A 17,277-nucleotide genomic window follows, 5' to 3' on the forward strand; every position below is an offset into this window, starting at 1 on the left:
TCGTTCGCCGCCAAGTTGAACCACCTTTTTTGAGACATTCATGCCGGCGAGGCGCGCGTCCGACAGGCGAGCGCGGACGCCTGCCGCGGCGCCGCCGGGCGGGCGGCGTAGACACGTCAGCGGGGGTGCTGGTGACGTCCTGTCACGTGCCCTCTCCGTGGATAACCCACGAGTGTGCCGCTGAGCCGTACGCCGGCCGCCCGGCGGATCGATCCTGTACTGACAGGACGCGTCGGATGAGGGGAGACGGCGATATGGGGTCCGTGAGAGGGGCCGGGCGCGGTGGCGGCACGTGGCGGTGCATAGGCGGACTGCTCGCCGCAGTCGGCCTGCTCGTTCCCGGTGTCGGTCCGGCCTCGGCGGAGACCATCGGCCGCGCGTGGGCAGCCGACGACCCTGGCCTGCGCGAGCCCTCGATAGCCGTGCCCTACCGCGTGGGCGAGCTGTGGCGGCAGGGGGTCACGGGCCGCGGCACCACGGTCGCGGTGCTCGTGTCGTACGGAGACCCGGGTTTGGAACAGTTCATGGCGGACTACGACGCGGAGTACGGGCTTCCCACCGCTGACATCCGGCGGGTCGAACCGTTGGGGAAGCCGCCGTCCTGCACCTCTCCCGGCGTCGACACGAAGAACTGTCAGGCGTGGGTGTCGGAGACCAGACTCGATGTCGCCATGGTTCACTCGCTGGCCCCACAGGCCCGCATCGTGGTCGCGGCCTCCCCGGTGGACGAGACGCAGGGCGAGAGCGGCATGCCCGAGATGATGAGCGTCCTGGATCACCTCACGCGGCACCGCCTGGCGGACGTGGTGTCCATGAGCTTCGGCTCCGTCGAGCAGAACTTCGCGGACCCCGCGTCCATGCTCGCCTACGGCGCCGCGTTCGACCGGGCGCGCGTGGCGGGCACGACCCTGGTCGCCTCCTCGGGGGACCACGGGGCCAGCGGCCCGCTGCGTGACCACCCCGACCGGCACCACCCTCGGCGCGTAGTGGCCTGGCCCGCGTCCGACCCCCGGGTGACCGCCGTCGGAGGGGCGCTGCTCCACGTCGACGCCCAGGGCCGTCGCACCGCTCCCGATACGCTGTGGCCCAAGTCCGGGGCCGGGCACTCGTCGCTGTTCGGGCGCCCGGAATGGCAACGCTCGGCCACGGCCGGTGACGTGGCATCCGGCCGGTCGGTCCCGGACCTCGTGATGCAGGGGGCGGCCGGCACCTCCCAGTCGGCCCCGCTGTTCGCTGGTGTGCTGGCCCTCGCCGTGCAGCTGCACCGCGGGCCGATGGGCGACATCAACCCCACGCTCTACCGGCTCGGATCGGCCGGGACCGCCGCCGGAATCGTCGACGTCACCGAGGGTTCCAACACCTATGCCGAGGTCCCCGGTTTCACGGCGGGCCCGGGCTTCGACACGGCCGGCGGCTGGGGTACGGTCGACGTGCCCCGGTTCGTCCGGGCCCTGGCGCGGGCCGTGAGGTGAACCGACTGGTGGGCCGTCCCGCGCCCCCGACTCGGCATGACCGCGTGATGGCACTCGTGTGACGGCGAACGGAATCCTGCACGGGTGGCCGGCGGTCACCAGCCAGTACGTACTGATGCGAGAGAGAGCGCACGTGAGCGAGCACGCAGGCACCGGAGCCGGCCATCACTTAGGGCGGGCCGTGAAGTACCGGTCGCGGGGCGGAGCCGAACCGCCGTCCAGGGAGCGGCCCTGGGCGGTGCGCCTCGATGGCGTGCGCAAGGTGCACGGAAGCGGCCGGTCCGCCGTGACGGCGCTTGACGGGGTCACCACGCAACTGGCGTACGGGACGTTCACCGCCGTGATGGGGCCCTCGGGCTCCGGCAAGAGCACCTTCCTGCACTGCGCGTCGGGTCTGGACCGCCCCGACCACGGCACCGTCGAGATCGGTGGCCGGGATCTGGGACCGCTGGGCGAGCGGGAGTTGACCGCGCTGCGGCGCGAGCGGATCGGCTTCGTGTTCCAGGGATTCAACCTGCTGCCCGCGCTGACCGCAGAGCAGAACATCACGCTTCCGGTGCGGCTGGCCGGCCGGCGCGTCCGGCTCGACCGGCCCTGGCTGGAGGAGTTGCTCGACTACACCGGGCTCGCCCAGCGGCGCGGTCACCGGCCGACCGAGCTCTCCGGCGGTCAGCAGCAACGAGTGGCCGTCGCCCGCGCGTTGATCACCCGCCCCGAGGTGGTCTTCGCCGACGAGCCCACCGGCGCCCTGGACACCACCTCGGCCCGCAAGGTCCTCGAACTGCTCCGCGGTCTCGTGGACGACGTCGGCCAAACGGTCCTGATGGTCACCCACGACCCGGGGGCCGCCTCGTACGCCGACTCCGTACTGATCCTGGCGGACGGAAAAGTGACAGAGGTTCTGCAGGGGGCGTCCGCCGGCACGATCGCCGAGCGCATGGCGGGGCTGGGGGGCTGATCCATGCTGTTCCTCCTGGCGTGGTGGTCCGTCCGCTCCCGCAAGGTCTCGTTCGCCGGATCCCTGGTGGCCATGCTCTGCGCGCAGGCACTGGTCACGGCCTGTGGGGTGCTGCTCGAATCCGGCCGTCGGGCCGCGCCGGGGGAGGGCGGCGCGGACGTGGTGTCGTTCGTCATGCCCTTCGGTTTCATCTGCCTGTTCGTCATGGCCTTCTCGGTCGCAGGCGCCTTCGCCCTGTCCGTCCAGCAGCGGACCAGGGAGATCGCTCTGCTGAGGGCCATCGCCGCGACCCCCGGCCAGGTCCGTCGGATGGTCGCCTACGAGGCGCTCGTGGTGACCGTCCTCGCCGCCGTTCCAGGCTGTGGGCTCGGCCTGCTGCTCGCCGCGGGACTGCGGGCCCGGCTCGTGGCCCAGGGTCTGGTTCCCGATGCCTTCCGTCTCCAGTTCGGGCCCGCGGGCATCTCGATCGCCGTACTGATCTGCTGGGTGACCGCCGAGGCCGCGGTGTGGAGCAGCGGCCGGCGGGCGTCTCGGGTGCGCGCCGTCCAGGCTCTGGGTGAGGCCTCGGTGCCGCGCCGCCGAGTGAGTGCGGCCCGTACGTGCCTCGGGCTCGCGGTCCTGGTCGGTGGCGTGTGGGGGCTCGCGGCGATCAGGGGATCGGGGGGCTCCGACGCCGGGACCACGGCCGGGGCCATGGTCATGGTGCTGATGACCGCCGTCGGACTGCTCGCCCCCTGGATCGGCAAGCTGGCCGGCAGCGTGCTCGGCCTGCTCTGCCAGCTCCTGTTCCCGGTGATGGGGCTGCTGGTGAAGACCAACCTCACCACGGCCTACCGCCGACTCGGCACCGCAGCCACCCCGCTTGCCCTCACGGTCGCGTTCGCCGCCGTGGCCCTGTTCGTACCGCAGATGAAGTGGCACGAACTGTCGGAGCAGGACCGGCAGCGCATGGTGGCCGAGCGGATCGTGCAGAGCGCCGGTGACGGACTTCCCGACTCGGCTGCGGCAACGATCAGCGGTGCCGCCGGAGTTGGTACCGCGGTTGCCACCACGGGCAGTTACGTGACGATCGTCGGCGACCCCGAGTCCCCTCAGCTGGGCCCCGGCGGCATCGCACAGATCGTCTCGGACGGACCGCTGGACGAGGTCCTCGACCTGGGCGTGGTCCAGGGCCGCATGGGCCCGCTGGGCGCGCGGGACATCGCGTTGAGCGAGGACCTGGCCGGGCGCGCCCACGTCCGGGCGGGCGACGAGGTGCACATCACCCTGGAGGACAACCAGGTCGCGACGGCCAGGGTCGCCGCCGTGTACAGCCGCTCCCGCGGCTTCGGCGATGCCGTCCTGCCTCAGAGTCTCGCGGCCGGGCACTTGTACGACAGGCCGCTGCTCCTGGATGCCGTGTACGTGCGAGCCCAGCCCGGCCGGGAACAGCAGGTGGACGACAGCCTCGCGGTACTGCGCCGGGCCGAGCCGTCCTGGCGGGTACTCGACCGCGATGCCCACCGGGCCGAGGCCCTGCGCCGCCAGGACGCGTCCATGACCGTCACCTATCTGCTCCTCGGGGTGGTGACGGTCTTCACTTCGATCTCGGTCGTGAACACGCTGGTGATGACCACGATGGAACGCTCGGGAGAGTTCGCCCTGCTGCGTCTCGTGGGTGCCACCCGCAGACAGGTCGCCCGCATGATGCTCCTGGAGACCGCCGTGATCGTGCTGACCGCGCTCCTGGTCGGATCGCTGGTCGCGGGGGCCGTTCTCACGGTGTTCAGCCAGGCCCTGACCGGCTCCTCGTACCCGCGCCTCGACGGCGCCACGCTCGCTCTCATCCTGGGCGGGGCGTCCGTCCTCGCCCTTGCCACCGGCGTGTCCACCACGCGCATCGCCCTTCGCCAGGGTCCGTCCGCCGCGCTGCGCGGGGCCGGGTAACGGGCGGGCCGCGCAGGCCCCGAGAGAACCGGGGCCGCCGGCCCGAGCGGTGGGATCCGTTCGGGCCGGCGGCCCTTTAGGCCGCCCTGAAATCCACCCCGCGACAGGTCCGTGAACCAGCTCGCTCCCTCATGTGTAATCCATGTGTGCAGCCGTGGGGAACACACTTGTTCGACATCTCTCGCCGGGTGAAGATATTCCAGTCAGTGAATCGCCGGGAGATCTCAGGGGGAGAATGGTGGACAAGCGCTACGACGTCTACTGTCTGGCAGACCGCTATTTCTACGACCGGTCGGACCGGAAGGCGTCCCCCGAAGAGCTCGCCGAGCTCGCCTTCGCCGCGGATTCCATCGAACTCCCTGCTGGGTGGACCAAATTCACCAAGGAGGACTGGATCGTCTGCAATCCGTCCGGGCAACGGCTTCCGATGCAGGGATGGAAGATCCACGTCTCGGCGACAGGTGTGAGCGCGGACACCGTGCTGGAATCCGTGTACCGCTACTGCGTGCCGCGCGACATATCCTTCAAATACCTTTCCGGGCGCCACGTGCTGAAGAACCGGAATCTCAAGTATTCCGACCGCGGGTCCAGCGGAAAGTTCATCACCATCTACCCGCTGGATGAGCAGGTTCTGCGGACCACTCTCGAAGAGCTCGGCAGGGAGCTCGACGGCCAGGAAGGGCCGTACATTCTGAGCGACCTGCGCTGGGGAAACGGCCCGTTGTACGTGCGTTACGGCGGATTCGTCGAGCGGCACTGCATATCGGAGACGGGCACGCTCGTCGGCGCGATCGAGGACGACCACGGCACCCTGGTGCCCGACCGCCGTGACCCGGTCTTCCACGTCCCGGCGTGGGTCACTGTGCCGGAGTTCTTCGCCCCTCACATCGAGGCACGCAAGAGCGGCAGCACGAACGACATCGCCTACACCGTCGAACGCGCCGTCCACTTCTCCAACGCGGGCGGACTGTACGAGGCACGGCACCGGGAGAGCGGCCGCAAGGTGATCCTCAAGGAGGCCCGCCCCCATGCCGGGCTGACCATGGATTCGGCGGACGCGGTGCACCGGTTGCGTCACGAGCGGGACATCCTGGAGCGGCTCAAGGGTGTCACAGGCGTCCCCGAACTCATCGACTACTTCGAGTGGGGAGGCCACCACTTCCTCGTGCAGGAGTTCGTCGAGGGGGAGACGCTCAGCAGGACCTTCGCCCTGCGCTACCCGCTCAACGAGAGGGAGACCGACCCCGTCGAAGCGGCGCGTTACACCGAGTGGGCCCTGGAGGTGTCGCGGCAGACCGAGGCCATCGTCGCCGAGATCCACGAGCGCGGCATCGTCTTCGGAGACCTGCACCCCTTCAACATCCTGGTGGGCGAAGACGGCAAGGTCTCGCTGATCGACTACGAAGTGGCATCGGATGCCGAGTCAGGGGTGAAGCCCAGTCTGGTGAACCCCGCGTTCGCGGCGCCGGCCGACCGTACCGGATTCGACCATGACCACTACGCACTCGGCTGTCTCCGGCTCTCGCTGTTCATGCCGCTCACCACCCTGCTCCGACACGACTTCGGGAAGGCACACCACTTCGTCGAGTACATCCGGCAGGTGTTCCCGCTGCCCCCGGGATACCTCGAAGAGGCTGTCGAGAGGATCACCGCCGGCCCGACGCCCACCTCGCGTCGTCGGCCGAAGACCGCGCTGGACCGGATACCGCGGATCACCGCCGACCCCGAGCAGTGGCCACAGCTGCGCGACGCGCTCGGCCGGGCCGTTCTGCGCAGCGCGACCCCCTCCCGCGACGACCGGCTGTTTCCCGGTGACATCGAGCAGTTCCACACCGGCGCTCTGAACCTGCAACACGGGGCAGCCGGCGTGCTTCTCGCACTCCTCGACGCCGGGGTCGACTTTCCGCCCGAATACCGCACGTGGCTCGCACAACGCGCTCTGACCCGCCGCCCGCAGGACCGGCTCGGCCTGTACGACGGCATGCACGGGGTGGCCCACGCCCTGATGAGGCTCGGCGACGAGGACACCGCGCGCGAGCTCCTCGCCGTGTGCCTCAAGGAGCAGTGGGAGATGCTCGGCAGCGACCTCAAAGGCGGTCTGGCCGGCATCGGGCTCAACCTCCTGGCGTTCAACCGGAGGACGGGCGACACCGACTACCTGCGCGCTGCGGAGCTCATCTCCGACCGGTTCGGCACGGCCGACTCCGTCGCCACCACCAGCGGGGGCGCACACCCCCACGCCGGGCTGATGCGTGGCTCCTCCGGCCCAGCCCTCTTCTTCCTACGTCTGTACGAGAGGACCGGCGACCGCGAGTACCTGCGGCTGTCCCGTACCGCCCTCGAACAGGACCTGCGCCGCTGCACCACACGTGACAACGGGATGATGCACGTGAACGAGGGATGGCGGACCATGCCGTACCTCGCGACCGGCAGCGTCGGCATCGGCCTGGTCCTGGACCAGTACCTCCGGTACGACTCGGACGAACGACTCGTCACCGCCTCGGACGCGATCGCGTGCGCCGCCTCGTCCCAGTTCTACGTGCAGTCCGACTTGTTCAACGGCCGGGCCGGAATCATCCTGTACCTCGCCGAACGCGCCAGGACCCGCCCCCGTGAGGCAAGTCGTGCCGATCTCGACCGCCAGATCGGCCTCCTCAACCTGCATGCTCTGTCCTACGAGGACGGCCTCGCCTTCCCCGGCGAGATGCTCATGCGGCTGTCCATGGACCTGGCGACCGGCAACGCCGGCGTGCTCACCGCCCTGGCGGTGGCCCTGGGCCGGGAGCACCCCGGACTCCCCCTGCTGTCCACCGTCCTCCCCGGCGGCACTCCCAAGACTTCCCACCCGGACCACGGGCGGGACGGCACGGATCCATCCACGAAGGGAGGTGAACCCGATGGTGCTCGACCTTCAGGGGCTTGAGCTGCCCGAGGGCGACAACCTGGCGCCCATGAGCGGTGTCAGCAACAACTGCAGCAACTCCAGTTACATCTTCTGCTGATCCCGAGTCGACTCGCGGTCGTACGGGCCGTGACGACGAGAGACGAACCGAGGGGAGGGAAGACTCATGGCGATCCTCGACCTTCAGGGGCTTGAGCTGCCGGACACGTCCGCGCAGCCGCTGGGCAGCTCGAACAGCGCGACTTGTTCCAGCCACAGCTGGATCTTCTGCTGAGGCTGATCGAGATGTCCGTCCGCGTGGACGGCGGCCCACTGCGACCGCCGCCGCCCGGACTTCCGGCAGCGCCTCGGGGAGACGGGAAGTCCCCCGGGGCGCTCGCCACATCAGGGGTCGGCGCTCGGCCGCCGTGATCCGCGTGAACGAGGTGGAGACCAGTGGTGGGTGGTACGGGGATACGACTGCTGCGTACCGCGGCGCGCGCCCAGGCCGCCGGCGCCGCCGTGCTCGTCGCCACCGGGTGTGTGAGCGCCGCCGCTCAGCTCGCCCTGCCGACCGTGCTGGGCAAGGCGGTCGACGCACTCGTCGGCGGCACCGACCTCAGCCGGTGGCTGGCGGCCTGCGTGGCCCTGGTGGTGGTCTACGTGGCGTTCGAGGCGTACAGCGACTACCGGGCCGGCGTGGTGCAGGCGCGCTCGGCGCTCTTCTACCGGCGAACGACCGCCAGACGGCTCGTGGGTGCGGGTCCGCGCCCACGGACCGGCGGAGGACCGGGCGGGTTCGCGGCCTGCGTCCTGGAAAGCGCCGCCGCGGCAGCCATGGGCACCAACGCGGCGGTGTGGCTGGTGCTTTCCCTGCTTCCGGCGCTGGTGAGCCTGGTCATGCTGTGGTCGACGGACGTGTGGATCGGGCTCGTCTTCACCTGCGGCCTGCCGGTGGTCGCCTGGTGTCTCAGATCGTTCGCCGCCGACAGCTCGCTCCTGGTCACCCGCTACCTGGAAGAGCAGAGCGCGGTGTCGAGCCGGCTCGCGGAGGCGCTGGGCGGCGCTCGCACCATCGCCGCGTCCCACACGCTGGAGCGCGAAGTGGCCCGCGTGGTGGAGCCGCTGCCACAGCTGCGCCGCAGCGGGGACGAGCTCTGGCGGCTCCAGGCCAAGGTCACCGCGCAGGGCAACGTGCTGTTCCCTCTCCTGCACATCGTTGTCGTCGCCACCGCGGGGCTCGAACTCTGCCGCGGCCGTATCACCTCCGGGCAGATGCTGGCAGCATCGGAGTACGCGGCCATCGGCACCGGCCTCGGCATGACCGTACTGTTCGTCAACCAACTCGCCCGGGCCCGGTCCGGAGCGGAGCAACTGGCGACGTATGCGGCGCTGCCGCCCATGGAGTACGGCTCGGCGGAACTACCCGGGCCCGTCGCCTCCACGGGCCTGGGCGTCGTACTCGAGAACGTGACCGTACGGCGCGCCGGGCGCACCGTCCTGTCGGGTCTCGACCTCGCCGTACCGCCAGGAGAGGTGGTGGCACTCGTCGGGCGGTCGGGCTCGGGAAAGTCCACGGTGGCGGCACTCATGGGACGCCTCTTCGACCCCGACGGCGGCGCCGTGTTCCTCGACGGTGTGCCCGTGGGGACGCTGTCGAGGACAGCGCTGCGGCGCTCGGTCGTCTTCGCCTTCGAACGGCCCGAGCTGATCGGTGACACCGTCGCGGACACCATCGCGGCGGGTGCTCCCGACGCCACGCTCGACGACGTGGCCCGAGCTGCCGGACTCGCCCGCGCCGCGTCCTTCATAGAGAAGATGCCGAACGGATACCGCACCAGCGTCGAGTCCGTGGCCCTGTCAGGCGGCGAGATGCAGCGGATAGGCCTCGCCCGGACCTTCGTACGGCCCGCCCGGCTCATGCTGCTCGACGACGCCACATCGAGCCTGGACATGGCGACAGAGCACGAGATCGACCGGGCGTTGGCCGCCGACACCTCGGGGGCAACACGGGTGGTCGTCGCCCACCGGGCCTCCAGCGCGGCCCGCGCCGACACCGTGGTCTGGATCGATGCGGGGCAGGTACGCGCGACCGGAACGCACAGCGAGCTGTGGGAACTCCCCGGATACCGGGCGGTATTCCAAGAACGGCCCGAGACCCGCACACCCCTGGACGCCGCGGGAGCGACCCCATGAGCTCCGCCGGTGACCACACTGCCGGGCCGTATCTGCTGCAGCACCTGCGCGACAACCACCGCACGCTGTTCCGCGTCCTGGTGTGGACAGGCCTGGAGTCCCTGCCCGCCTTCGTGGCCGGGCACGCCGTGGCCTCGGCCGTCGACCGGGGGTTCCTGGCCGGCGAACCGCTGGCGGGCCTTGGCTGGCTGACGCTGCTCGCCGTGGCCTCGGCGGTGGGTGCGCTGGGGGCCCGTGGAGCGCTCCTGAGCACCGCGGCCCTCGTCGAGCCCCTGCGTGACGCGCTGGTGATCCGCACGGTGGACGGCACACTGCGACACGCGCTGACCGGCGGCCGCATGGAGCAGGACCGCTCCGGCGTCGCACGGCTCACCCGCCAGGTCGAGATCGTGCGGGAAGCGGCGGGCAGCCTGGTGGCGGTGGTGGGCCGCTTCGCCTTCTCCTTCGTCGGGGTGTGCGTCGGCACCCTCACCCTGGAGCCGACGGTCGCCCTGCTGGTCTTCGCTCCCGTGGTCGTCGGCGTCGGCTGCTATCTGGTATCCCTGCGGGGGGTGGTCCGTACCCAGATGCGCAGCACCCTGGCGACCGAATCCCTCGCACACGAGGCCTGGCGGCTCTCTGCGGGACTGCGGGACATCACCGCATACGGCGTGGAGGAACAGGCTCTGCGCCGGTTCGACGACGCGGCGAAGGAGAACGCGTGCGCGGAGACCGTCCTCGCCCGTCTGACCGCGCTGCGCACCCTCGCTCTCGGGGTGGGCGGCTGGGTGCCGCTGATCCTGGTCCTGCTGTGGGCACAGTGGGGAGCCCGGGCCATGAGCGCGGGCACGGTCCTGGGCACACTGACCTATCTCGCGCAGAGCCTGCGCCCCGCGGTGCAGACCCTGGTCCAGGGCGTGGGCACCACCGGCATCAGGCTGTTCGTCACGCTCGGGCGGCTGCTGGACGCCCCGGGTCCGCGGCCGGGCGGCGCCGGGCCGGCGCCCGCACCGGCTGTCCCCGCCTCTGTGTCCTCCACTGGAGTCGGGGAGGGGGGAGACACCGGGGTCGAGGTGGTCATGGAGTCGGTGTCCTTCACCTATCCGGGAGCCGCGAACGACGTCCTCAGCGGCATCGACCTGCACGTGGCGCCCGGCGAGCACATCGCGGTCGTGGGCCCCAGCGGTATAGGCAAGTCGACACTGGCCGCCCTGCTGGCCGGCGCCTTCGAGCCCACCCGCGGCCGGGTCCTCCTCGACGGCGTCGACCTCACCTCACTCGCGCCCGTCCAGCAGGCCGCACTGCGGGCCTATCTGCCACAGGAGGCGTACGTCTTCACCGGGACGCTCCGTGAGAACCTCGTCTACCTGGCAGACGGTCCAGTGGACGACCACCGGATGAACCGCGCGGTCACGGAGTTCGGCCTGACTGACCTGGTGTCCACGACGGCCGGCTACGACGGTCTCGTGGACCCCGATGCCCTCTCCGCCGGCCGGCGCCAGCTGATCGCCCTGGCACGCGCCTACCTCTCGCCGGCCCGGCTGATCGTGCTCGACGAGGCAACGTGCCATATGGACCCAGCGGCGGAGGCCCGCGCGGAGGAGGCGATGCGGGAGCGCCCCGGAACGTTGTTCGTCATCGCCCACCGGATCAGCTCGGCCCGGGCCGCGGACCGGGTGATGGTGATGGACGGCGGGATCCCGCAGATCGGGAGCCATGATCAGATGCTCACGGAGTCCGCTCTGTACCGCGATCTCGTCGGGCTGTGGACCGCGAAGGTAGGTACTCATGAGGAATGGGCCTGCTGACGGCGACAGCGAACAGATGACAGATGACAGATTTCGAAATCTGTCATCTGTCATCTGTTCGCTGTTCCTTGTTGCCCGTCAGCTCTGCTCGTAACGCCGCATCGCTCGCAGGCCGCCGTAGGCCGCCAGGGCGGTCCAGAGCGCCATGATCAGCAGCCCGGTCCAGTGGCCGTAGTGGATGCCCGCCTCCGGTTGGGTGCGCGTCGCGTACAGACCGGCCCGGTCGGGGAGGAACTGGCCGAGTTCGCGGATGCCGGGGATGGCGGCCAGCCAGGTGGTGCCCAGGAACACCATCGGCGTCAGCAGGCCGAGCGCCGCGCTGAAGTTGCCCAGCATCGCGGTCAGCCCGAGGCAGAGCAGCACCATCATCGGGTGGTACAGCACGCCGGCGAGGAAGCTGCGGGTCAGGCCCGGGGTGGAGAGGTCCAGGCCGGCGGTGGTGCCGACGGCCAGGAAGGAACCCGCCGTCGAGGCCAGCCCGAGCAGTAGGCCCAGCCCGGCGCCGAGCGTGAGCTTGGCGCCGTACAGCCGGCCGCGTCGGGGGACGGCGGTGAGCGAGGTGCCGATCATGCGGGTGTTGAACTCCTGCCCGATGAGCAGGATGCCGAGGCAGGCCACCGCGACGTGGCCGAAGAGCAGCCCGTAGAAGATCCCGCCGGCCGGGTCCTCGCCGACGGTGTGGTCCTTCGCCCCGTAGGCGGCGTTGACGGCCGCCGTGACGCCGACGGTCAGTATCAGGGCGACCAGCGGGGCCGCCCACTGCGAGGGCAGGGTGGTGAACTTGACCCGTTCTGCGCGCAGGGCGTCGGCCATCGTGATCATCGTCGCTCCCATCTCCCGGTTCCCGTCTCTCTCTTTCGCTCCATGTCCCGTCCGTCCGGGCTCATTTGGCGCGCCGCATCGCCCGTAGGCCGCCGTAGACCGCCAGGGCCGTCCAGAGCGCCATGATCAGTAGCCCGGTCCAGTGGCCGTAGACGACCTGCGGGTCGTCGGCGTACCGCAGGGCGTACTGGCCGGCCCGGTCAGGCAGGAACTGGACCGCCCGGCGCGCTCCGGGCACGCTGCCGAGCAGCGGTGAGACCAGGAACAGGGACGGGATCAGCAGGCCCATGGCGGCGGTGAGGTTCCCCAGCAGGGCGGTCGTGCCGAGGCAGAACACCACCAGCATCGTCTGGTAGAGCACCCCGGCGACGGCAGAGCGGACGAAGGCGTGCCCGTCCCAGTGGGCCGGCACGGTGGCCGCGTACCCGGCGAAGGCGCCCGCCGTGGCGACGGCGCCGCTCGCCAGTCCGACCAGCGTGGCGAGCGCCAACTTGGCGCCGTACAGCCGGCCTCGTCGCGGGACGGCCGTGAGGGACACGCCGATCATGCGGGTGTTGAACTCCTGGCCGATCAGCAGGATGCCGAAGCAGATCAGCGCCGCCTGCCCGAAGTTGAGGCCGTAGAAGACGCCGACGCCGGGGTCGTCGGTGATGCTGTCGTCCTTGCCGCCGAGGGCCGCGCCGACGGCGGTGGTGGCACCGGCGGTGAGCGCCAGGGCGAGCAGGGGGGTGATCCAGAGCGAGCGGAGGGTCGTGAGCTTGATCCACTCGGCGCGCACGGCGTTGACGGCAGGTGCCCCGGCGGAAGTCACGGCGGGAGCTGAGGCGGGAGTCGTGACGGGAGTCGCGGCAGGGGGCGGCGCGTTCATGCGGTGGCCTCCGCGCGGTACTCGACGCTGTCGGCGGTCATCCGCATGAACGCGTCCTCCAGGGAGTCCTGTTGTACGGCGATCTCGTACAGCACCACGCCGTTGGCGGCGGCGAGCGCGGCGATCCGCTCGGGTTCGGCGCCGCTCACCTCCCAGGCGCCGCCGTCGACTTCGGTGGCGTCGAGGCCGTGACCGGGGTCGCGGAGCAGGGCGGCGAGCTTGGCCGGGTCGACGGCGCGGACCCTGATCCGGGTCCGGCCGTGGCGGTCGATGAACTCGGAGGCGGCGGCGTCGGCGAGCAGCCGGCCGCGCCCGATCACCACCAAGTGGTCGGCGGTGAGCGTCATTTCGGTCATCAGGTGGGAGGAGACCAGCACGGACCGGCCCTCGGCGGCCAGATCGCGCAGCAAGGTGCGGATCCAGCGGATGCCCTCCGGGTCCAGGCCGTTCACGGGCTCGTCCAGCAGCAGTACCGGCGGGTCGCCGAGCAGGGCGGCGGCCACCCCGAGGCGCTGGCGCATGCCGAGCGAGAAGCCCCGGATCCGCCGTCCGGCGGCGTCCGCCAGGCCGACCTGGCCGAGCACCTCGTCGACCCGTCGGGCCGGCAGCCCGTTGCTCGCGGCGAGCCAGCGCAGGTGGCCGTGCGCGGTCCGGCCGCCGTGCAGCGCCTGGGCGTCCAGCAGTGCTCCGACCGTCCTTAGCGGGTTGGGGAGTTCGACGTATGGACGCCCAGCGACCAGGGCTTGTCCGGCGGTCGGCCGGTCGAGGCCGAGGACCAGGCGCATGGTGGTGCTCTTGCCGGCGCCGTTCGGGCCGAGGAAGCCGGTCACCACACCGGGCCGGACCTCGAAGGCCAGGTCGTCGACGACGTGCCGGCCGTCGTACTCCTTGGTGAGGCCCTGGATCTCGATCACGGCCCGCTCCCCTCGTCTCGTCGTCCTGGCGGTCCCCGCCGGAGCCTGTCGTGGTCGGTCCCGGACGGTGGCCCCATTCGACCGGAGCGGGTCGGTGCGGCGGATCCCGCCGGGGCGGGGAGTCACCTCCCTCCCGGGAGGGAGTCCGTCGGGGACCGGAGCGGGAGCCGGTGGCCGGGGCCGACCTGGCAGGATGGGCCGATGTCCAAGATCGCAGCGTCCAAGTTCGCAGCGCTGAAGAGCACGGTGTCCGGAGCCGCAGTGCCGGGACGCGCGGTGTCCAGGCTCGTCGCGCCCCTGGGGGCCGGTGCCACGTACGCGCGGCTGCTGCACCTGCTGGTCGGGTGGATCTTCGCGGGCATCGTCCTGATGGTCTATCCGGGGACGGAGGACAAGCCCCTGGACGAGATCGTGATGAAGAGCATCGCGTTGGACTCCGTGCTGTTGGCCCTGGCCGCGCTCGTTCCGGCTGCCCGGCGGGCCGAAGGCGTGCAGGCTCGGCTGCTGCTGGTGCCCGACCGCGAGGAGGACATCGCGACCGAGCCCTCCCGCACCCGGGCTGACCGGTGGCGCACGGCCGGCTGGCTGATCGGCCGGGTCGCGCTCGGTTCGGCGGTCGGCTTCGCGCTGGTCCTCGTCCTCGCCACCTGCTACGAGCGGCTGACCGGTCCGCGGGCGCTGTGGTACCTCCCGCTCGCCCCGGTGGTGGTGCTCGCCTTCGGCTGGTTCCTGGTCTACACGGGGCGCCTCCAACTCGCCATGGCGGTAAGGCTGCTGGGCCCGTCCCCGGCGGAGCGGCTGGCCGAGGCGGAGCTGCGGGCCGAACGGCTGCTGGAACGCAACCGGTTGGCCAGGGAACTGCACGACTCGATCGGTCACGCCCTGACGGTGACGGTCCTTCAGGCGGGGGCGGCGCGCGAGGTCGGGGACCCGGTCTTCGCCGCCAAGGCGCTCGAAGTGATCGAGGAGACCGGCCGGCGGGCCATGGAGGACCTCGAACGCACCCTGGTGCTGCTGCGCGAGACCCCGGCCGGGACGAGCGGCGTGGCCACCGAGCAGCCCGGGATCGAGCAGCTGCCCGCACTGTTCGACACCGCCCGGGCGGCCGGCAGCCCGGTGGAGGCGCGGGTCGAGGTGCCGGCCGGCGCCCTGCCCGGGGTGCTCTCCCGCGAGTCGTACCGGATCGTCCAGGAGGGCGTCACCAACGCGCTCAAGTACGCGCCCGGCGAACCGCTCGACGTCCGGATCGCCGTACGGGACGGCCGGTTGGAGCTGCGCTGCGCCAACCGGCTGCCCGGTGCCGGGCGTTCGCCGGCCGGCTCGGCGCGGCACCCGGCGGGCGGGGCGGGTCGGGGCGCAACGCGCAAGGGTGGCAAGGGACTGCGCGGCATCCGCGAGCGCGCCACCCTGCTCGGCGGGGAGTCGACGGCGGGGCCGGTGGCGGGGCCGGTGACGGGACCGGCCGTGGAGGCGGCCGTGGGGGCGACTTCGGGGTCGATGGAGGAGGGGAGCGGGGAATGGGTGCTGAGCGTCCGGCTGCCCCTACGCTTGGGCTCGTGACGAACGATCTTGTGGCGCAAGGTCCGGCCGGGGGAACCGCCGGGATGACCGACATCCTGCTCGCCGACGACGAGGAACTGGTCCGGGCCGGCCTGCGGGCGGTGCTGGAGGCGCAGGGGGACCTGCGGGTGGTAGGCGAGGCGGCCGACGGCGCCGAGGCGGTCTCCCTGGCCCGCGCGCTGCGACCGCACGTGGTGCTGATGGACGTCCGGATGCCGGTACTGGACGGCCTGGCGGCCACCCGTGAGCTGCTGCGCCCCGGCGCACCGGGGGAGCGCCCGCCGCGGATCCTGGTCGTGACCACCTTCGAGAACGACGACTACGTCTACCAGGCGCTGCGCGCGGGCGCGGACGGCTTCCTGCTCAAGCGCACCCGCCCGGCCGAGATCGCCCAAGCGGTACGGCTGGTGGCGGCGGGCGAATCGCTGCTGTTCCCGACCGCGATCCGCCGCCTCGCGGCCGGGCACGGCAACCCGACCGCCCGGGCGGCCATGGAGCGGGCGGCGCTGACCGAGCGCGAGGCGGAGGTGCTGCGGCTGGTCGCGCGCGGCCTCAGCAACGGGGAGATCGCCGAGCAGCTGTTCCTCGGCGTGCAGACGGTGAAGACGCACGTCAGCAGCGTGCTGGCGAAGCTGGGCGCGCGGGACCGCACCCAGGCGGTGATCGCGGCGTACGAGTCGGGGTTCGTCGAACCGTCGGAGTGATCCCGTGGGAACCCCCCGCCGGAACCCCGCCGGAACGGTCCCGTCGGGGTGGTTCCGCCGACGGGACGCCGTCGGCGGCCCGTCAGGCCGGGTAGGCGTGGGTCTGGGTGGCCTTGACCGAGGCCCAGACCGCGACGCCGGGCGCCAGCTCCAGCTCCGCGACGGCGGCGGGGGTGAGGTCGGCGGCCATCGGCAGGTCGCCGGCCAACTCGGCGCGGACCTGGTCGCCGTGCAGGTCCAGCCCGGTGACCTCGGCCTTCCACAGGTTGCGCGCGCTGGTCCGCGGGCGCTCCCGGTAGAGCGTCACGGCGGAGGGCGGGAAGGCGACGAAGGCCGGGCCGTCCAGCTCCTCGGTGGTGGCCAGGACCGGGCCGTCCGGGAGGGTGACCCGGGTGCCCTCGGCCCGGCCCTGGTACAGGTTCAACCCGACCAGCCGGGCGATGTAGTCGGTGCGCGGGTGCCGGGCGACCTCCGCGGGGCTGCCGGACTGCACCTCCTGGCCGTCCTCGATCACCACCAGCCGGTTGGCCAGCACCATGGCGTCCAGCGGGTCGTGCGTCACCAGCACCGCCACCGCCTCGAACTCGGCCAGATGGCGCCGAAGTCGGGCCCGTACGTCGAGCCGGGTGCGGGCGTCCAGGGCGGCCAGCGGCTCGTCCAGCAGGAGCAGCCGGGGGCGTACGGCGAGCGCGCGGGCGAGCGCCACCCGCTGGGCCTGGCCGCCGGAGAGCCGGCCGGGGCGAGCCGAGGCGTGGTCGGCCAGGCCCAGCCGCTCCAGCCAGCCGGCCGCCTCCGTCCGCGCCTCGCGCTTGGGGCGGCCCTGGCAGCGCGGGCCGAAGGCGACGTTGTCGAGCGCGCTGAGGTGCGGGAACAACAGGTAGTCCTGGAACACCACACCGACCGGCCGCTCCTCGGCCGGGGTGTGCACGCGCCGCGCCGGGTCCTCCAGGAGGCGGCCGTCCAGGCGCAGGTGGCCGCCGGTGAGCGGGAGCAGCCCGGCGAGGGCGCGCAGGGCGGTGGACTTGCCGGCGCCGTTGGGGCCGAGCAGCGCCACCACCTCGCCGGGGGCGGCGGTGAGGGCGAGGTCGAGGGTGAAAGCGGCGCGCTCGACCCGTAGGCGGGCGTCCAGGGCGGGGCCGGGGAGGCGGTCGGTGCTCATCGGGGCGGCGTCCAGGTGTCCAGGTTTCCC

At 71.8% G+C, this 17,277-nt stretch carries 13 protein-coding genes; 9 read left to right on the plus strand and 4 right to left on the minus strand.

Features of this window, described 5'->3' with window-relative positions:
• Window positions 1-236 precede the first annotated feature (236 nt).
• From ACZ7RU_RS22570 to ACZ7RU_RS22600, 7 genes are all read left to right on the plus strand, one after another.
• Window positions 237-1,472 (plus strand): S53 family peptidase, encoded by a 1,236-nt coding sequence (locus ACZ7RU_RS22570; RefSeq protein ID WP_470342736.1) that lies wholly within the window; start codon window positions 237-239, stop codon window positions 1,470-1,472.
• A 133-nt stretch (window positions 1,473-1,605) separates the two neighbouring features.
• Window positions 1,606-2,430, plus strand: coding sequence for an ABC transporter ATP-binding protein (locus ACZ7RU_RS22575; RefSeq protein ID WP_470342737.1), 825 nt, complete (start codon window positions 1,606-1,608; stop codon window positions 2,428-2,430).
• A gap of 3 nt (window positions 2,431-2,433) precedes the next feature.
• Window positions 2,434-4,356: an FtsX-like permease family protein gene (locus tag ACZ7RU_RS22580; protein WP_470342738.1), complete on the plus strand. Its 1,923-nt coding sequence runs from the start codon at window positions 2,434-2,436 to the stop codon at window positions 4,354-4,356.
• 238 nt (window positions 4,357-4,594) lie between these two features.
• On the plus strand, window positions 4,595-7,279 hold the full coding sequence (gene lanKC, locus ACZ7RU_RS22585) for a class III lanthionine synthetase LanKC (RefSeq protein ID WP_470342739.1): 2,685 nt from the start codon (window positions 4,595-4,597) through the stop codon (window positions 7,277-7,279).
• A gap of 145 nt (window positions 7,280-7,424) precedes the next feature.
• Window positions 7,425-7,532: a SapB/AmfS family lanthipeptide gene (locus tag ACZ7RU_RS22590; RefSeq protein ID WP_469840328.1), complete on the plus strand. Its 108-nt coding sequence runs from the start codon at window positions 7,425-7,427 to the stop codon at window positions 7,530-7,532.
• A 161-nt stretch (window positions 7,533-7,693) separates the two neighbouring features.
• Window positions 7,694-9,433, plus strand: a complete 1,740-nt coding sequence (locus ACZ7RU_RS22595) for an ABC transporter ATP-binding protein (protein ID WP_470342740.1) — start codon at window positions 7,694-7,696, stop codon at window positions 9,431-9,433.
• Window positions 9,430-11,220 carry an ATP-binding cassette domain-containing protein gene (locus ACZ7RU_RS22600; RefSeq protein ID WP_470342741.1) on the plus strand — a complete coding sequence of 597 codons (1,791 nt, stop codon included), beginning with the start codon at window positions 9,430-9,432 and terminating at the stop codon, window positions 11,218-11,220. Before ACZ7RU_RS22595 ends, ACZ7RU_RS22600 begins: the two co-directional genes overlap by 4 nt.
• Window positions 11,221-11,298: 78 nt before the next feature.
• On the opposite strand, the gene ACZ7RU_RS22605 is transcribed toward ACZ7RU_RS22600, so the two are convergent.
• From ACZ7RU_RS22605 to ACZ7RU_RS22615, 3 genes are read right to left on the minus strand one after another with little or no spacing between them, the layout of a single operon-like run.
• Window positions 11,299-12,054: a hypothetical protein gene (locus ACZ7RU_RS22605; protein WP_470342742.1), complete on the minus strand. Its 756-nt coding sequence runs from the start codon at window positions 12,052-12,054 to the stop codon at window positions 11,299-11,301.
• Between the two features lie 49 nt (window positions 12,055-12,103).
• The gene (locus tag ACZ7RU_RS22610; RefSeq protein ID WP_470342743.1) at window positions 12,104-12,853 is read right to left on the minus strand and encodes an ABC transporter permease; all 750 of its coding nucleotides are present in this window, start codon (window positions 12,851-12,853) and stop codon (window positions 12,104-12,106) included.
• A gap of 53 nt (window positions 12,854-12,906) precedes the next feature.
• Window positions 12,907-13,824, minus strand: a complete 918-nt coding sequence (locus ACZ7RU_RS22615; protein WP_470342744.1) for an ABC transporter ATP-binding protein — start codon at window positions 13,822-13,824, stop codon at window positions 12,907-12,909.
• Window positions 13,825-14,025: 201 nt separating this feature from the next.
• Here ACZ7RU_RS22615 and ACZ7RU_RS22620 point away from each other — a divergent pair, with 201 nt between their 5' ends.
• Entirely contained in the window at window positions 14,026-15,384 is a 1,359-nt protein-coding gene (locus tag ACZ7RU_RS22620) for a sensor histidine kinase (RefSeq protein WP_470342745.1), read from the plus strand.
• Window positions 15,385-15,428: 44 nt separating this feature from the next.
• Window positions 15,429-16,088, plus strand: a complete 660-nt coding sequence (locus ACZ7RU_RS22625) for a response regulator (RefSeq protein ID WP_470342746.1) — start codon at window positions 15,429-15,431, stop codon at window positions 16,086-16,088.
• 82 nt (window positions 16,089-16,170) lie between these two features.
• Here the strand turns inward: ACZ7RU_RS22625 and ACZ7RU_RS22630 are convergent, their stop codons facing one another.
• The gene (locus ACZ7RU_RS22630; RefSeq protein WP_470342747.1) at window positions 16,171-17,247 is read right to left on the minus strand and encodes an ABC transporter ATP-binding protein; all 1,077 of its coding nucleotides are present in this window, start codon (window positions 17,245-17,247) and stop codon (window positions 16,171-16,173) included.
• Between the last annotated feature and the right edge of the window lie 30 nt (window positions 17,248-17,277).

Source organism: Kitasatospora sp. NPDC114501, from assembly GCF_055633695.1.